Below are 4,198 nucleotides of genomic sequence, written 5' to 3' on the forward strand. Positions count from 1 at the left end.
CGGTTTATCTGCGTTTGGGGAGAAAGACGCGGATTTCTTTTTTGGTAGGGAGAAATTTATTGCTTCTTTAGTGGAAGCAGTAAACAGCAAACCGCTAGTTCCTGTAGTTGGTGCTTCTGGGAGTGGAAAGTCTTCTGTTGTGTTTGCAGGATTGATTCCCCATTTAAGAACTGTTAGAAATGTAGAGATAATCAGTTTTCGTCCGGGGAAAAATCCTTTTGATGCTTTGGCTGTCGCACTGAGTAAATATTGTCAGTCCCTAGTACAACGACAACCAAAAACATCGGGAGAAGCGGACAATAGGCTGGCTGAACTGGAATTTGAGGTAAATCTGCGACATGATGAAACAGTATTATTTCATTTTCTCGAAAATATTATAAACACCTCAGGATTGCAGCGTTTAGTGTTAGTGGCAGACCAGTTTGAAGAACTTTACACCCTTGCTGCCCAGGAAGAACGTCACAGTTTTTTGAATGTACTGCTTTTGGCTGTAAAATGTATTCCAGCATTGACGCTGGTGTTGACGCTGCGAGCGGATTTTTTGGGAATTGTGCTTGATTATCAACCAATGGGGAAGGCTTTGCAAGAATACACCCCATTGTTACTGACTCCAATGGACAAGGAGGAATTGCGAGATGCCATTGAAAAACCAGCTTTAAAAATGAAGGTGGAATTGGAGGAGGGGTTGACTAGTAAACTTATTAATAATGTAGGCGATCGCCCTGGTCGTTTACCTCTTTTGGAGTTTGCTTTAACCCAACTTTGGTCAAAACAGAAAAATTGGTATTTGACTCACAAGGCTTATGAAGAAATTGGCGGTATAGAAAAAGCTTTAGCAAAACACGCTGATGAAGTTTTAAAAAACCTATCTGAGGAAGAGAAACAACAAGCACAAAGGGTATTTATTCAGTTAGTGCGTCCAGGGGAAGGGACGGAAGACACTAGGCGTGTGGCGACTCGCAACGAGGTGGGGAAGGAAAATTGGGGTTTGGTGCAACAATTAGCTGATGCGCGTTTGCTGGTGACTGGGTGGGATGAAACTGAGAAAATAGAAACAGTAGAAATTGTCCATGAAGCGTTGATTCGGGAATGGAGAACGTTGAGGGAGTGGGTGAGTGCTAACCGTGAGTTTCGGATTTGGCAAGAAAGACTCAAGCAAGAAATGCGTGACTGGGAAAATAGTGATCGAAACCCAGAAACCTTATTGCAAGGAACACGGCTAGCAGTAGCAGAAGATTGGTACAAACAACGGAGAGACGAACTAACACCACGAGCGCGACGCTTTATTAACGCTAGTATTAAATGGCGCAAACAAGAGCAGCAAAAACAGAGGCGCAGACGACAGCTAACTATTTTCGGGCTTACTGGTGGTTTGGTGGTAACCTTGATGCTAGCTGGGGCAGCTTGGTGGCAATGGCAGAATTCAGCAAAGAGTGAAATCAAAGCGATTAGTGAATCCTCAGCAGCACTGTTTGCTTCAAATCAAAAGTTGGACGCGCTTAAAGAAGCAATTAGGGCGAGGCGAAAACTACAAAAGTTACTAGGGGTAGACGCCGACACTCAGCATCAGGTTGAATTGGTGCTGCAGCAAGCAGTTTATGGGGCGGTAGAGTACAACCGCTTGTTAGGGCACAACGGTGAAGTGAAAAGTGCAGTTTTCAGCCCAGATGGTAACATAATCGCCTCGACGAGTGACGACAGTAGCGTTAAACTATGGAGTAAAGATGGCATATTGCTCAGAACCATTAAGGGGCATAAGACTACTGTTTACAAAGTTGCAATAAGCCCGGACGGTCAGACTCTAGCTTCAGCAAGTGCAGACAAGACTATTAAATTATGGAAGCGTGACGGCACGTTGATAACTACTCTTAAGGGACATGAAGGTGGGGTTTTAAACGTTGCCTTCAGCCCTGACGGCAACACAATTGCTTCGGCAAGTGACGACAGTAGTATCAAACTCTGGAGAGTGTCGGGCAAGGTATCTGCCTTATTGACTACCTTAAAAGGACATGGAACTTCAGTTCAGGCAGTTGCTTTTAGCCCCGACGGAAGTACCATCGCCTCGGCTAGTGGGGACAGCACCGTCAAACTATGGAATAAGGACGGCACGTTGCTGACCACGCTTGCTGGGCATAAAAGTATAGTTTGGGATGTTGCAATAAGTCCTGACGGTAAGACTCTAGCTTCAGCTAGTGCGGACAGCACTGTCAAATTGTGGAACAAGGACGGCACGTTGTTAAAAACTCTTGAAGGACATCAAGGTCCAGTTTCGAGTATTGCTTTCAGCCCTGATGGTAAGACAATTGCTTCGGCAAGTTGGGATAATACTATTAAACTGTGGAACAAAAACGGTGAGTTGTTAACTACGCTTAATGGACATAGCGATAGAGTGTGGGGAGTCGCTTTTAACCCTGACAGCAAAATTCTAGTTTCGGTCAGTGGGGACAAGACTATCAAACTCTGGAAACTAGATAGCGCGTTGCTGACTACCTTCAGAGGTCATAGCGCAGCAGTTATCGGAGTTGCAATCAGTCCTAACGGTAAGGCAATTGCCTCAGCAAGTGATGATGGAACGGTTAAACTCTGGAAGCAGGATAACATTTTACCTGTGACGCTCGATCACAAAAGTGCAGTTTATGGAGTAGTTTTCAGTCCTGACAGTAATACAATCGCGTCGGTGGGCTTGGACAGTGCAGTCAAATTGTGGAATAAAAACGGCACTTTGCTAAATACTTTTAAGGGACACAAAGCTGGGAATTGGGGAGTTGGTTTTAGCCCCGATGGGAACACTATCGCTTCAGCGGGTTGGGACAGCACGGTGAAACTGTGGAACAAAAACGGCACTTTGCTGAAAACTCTTGAGGGGCATCTACAACCGATTTGGGATGTTACTTTTAGTCCTGACGGTGAGATGATTGCCTCGGCAAGTGCAGACAAAACGGTGAAACTGTGGAACAAAAATGGTACATTGCTGAAAACTCTTGAAGGGCACAAAGCTGGAGTTTGGGGAGTTGCAATCAGCCCCGACGGCAATACAATCGCCTCGGCAAGTGAGGACAAGACGGTGAAACTTTGGAAGCCAGACGGCACAAAGCTGACCACTCTTGAGGGACATGGGGGTACGGTTTTTGGAGTTGCAATAAGCCCTGACGGCAAGATGATTGCTTCGGCGAGTGCAGACAACACGGTGAAACTGTGGAAAATGGAGACAGGCAAGTTAGCTATTTTACTGGCTACTCTCAATGGGCATAACAAAAGGGTTTGGGGAGTTGCTTTCAGCCCTGACGGTAAAAAGCTCGCTTCGGCGAGTGACGACAAGACAGTGATTTTGTGGAATTTAGCTCGTGTTGTTGATCAAGATAAGGTAATGGCGTATGGTTGCGATTGGGTGCGTGATTATCTGAAGAATAATCGTGATGTGAGGGAGAGCGATCGCCGTCTCTGTGATGGCATTGGCACTCAGTAGTTTCAGGTAACGCTTTTTGAAAGATATTTTCTTAACTCAACCTTAGCCGCCTGCACGGCTCGATTTCTGGTTAGCAGTGCAGGCAATTTATTAGACCTCTCCAGAAATTAAACATTAGCCCAGACAGCGCAAGAGTTTGAGAGGAATTTTCGGAGATGTCTAGAGTGTTCGTTACGAATTTGTGCAATTTTGTACTAAGTTTAAGTGTGGAGAGATGAGCGGGACAAGGGGCATTGCGTCATCTTACTACGTTATACTAAATCCGGATCTAATACCCCCTTTATTATTTAGTCCGCGCAGGCGGACTTCGTTTGTGTAGCCGCGATTTCTAATCGCCTGGGTTAAAAGGGGGTTATAAAAGCGGATTTAGTATTATGTACCCCATCTCCCCCGAAAAAATCACTCTCGAAACTTTCTCCCTGTGTAAAACTGTTAGCAAGCCGACGTTTCTATTCAATTAACCTTTTGAAACTTGAGTATAGATTCCTTACCCTCGGAAGTCTCAATTTCAAAATCCCATGTTCCTTTCCCATGAGTTGCTGACCACTTCTTAAAGTTTTCATGACATTTTTTAACCTCAGATAGGAGATTATCTTTACTTACCCCTAACTCCTTAGCTAGTTCCTCTGTGATGAGTTTAGTTTCTTTTGGCTTTAGTGGGGTTGATGTAGCTTTTGGAGTTAATGTAGCTTTTGGAGTTAATGTAGCTTTTGGAGTTAATGTAGCTTTTGG

General features: G+C 44.8%; 2 protein-coding genes. One reads left to right on the forward strand and one right to left on the reverse strand.

The window, feature by feature from the left end; genetic code table 11:
- Positions 1 to 3,466: nSTAND1 domain-containing NTPase (locus DP116_RS20060; protein WP_169156849.1), on the forward strand; the 3,466-nt coding region annotated here is incomplete at its 5' end.
- A gap of 453 nt (positions 3,467 to 3,919) precedes the next feature.
- Here DP116_RS20060 and DP116_RS28655 read toward each other — a convergent pair.
- On the reverse strand, positions 3,920 to 4,198 hold a 279-nt coding region (locus DP116_RS28655), incomplete at its 5' end, for a hypothetical protein (RefSeq protein WP_211173400.1).

The sequence above is a fragment of the Brasilonema bromeliae SPC951 genome, from assembly GCF_012912135.1.
Lineage (GTDB): Bacteria > Cyanobacteriota > Cyanobacteriia > Cyanobacteriales > Nostocaceae > Brasilonema > Brasilonema bromeliae.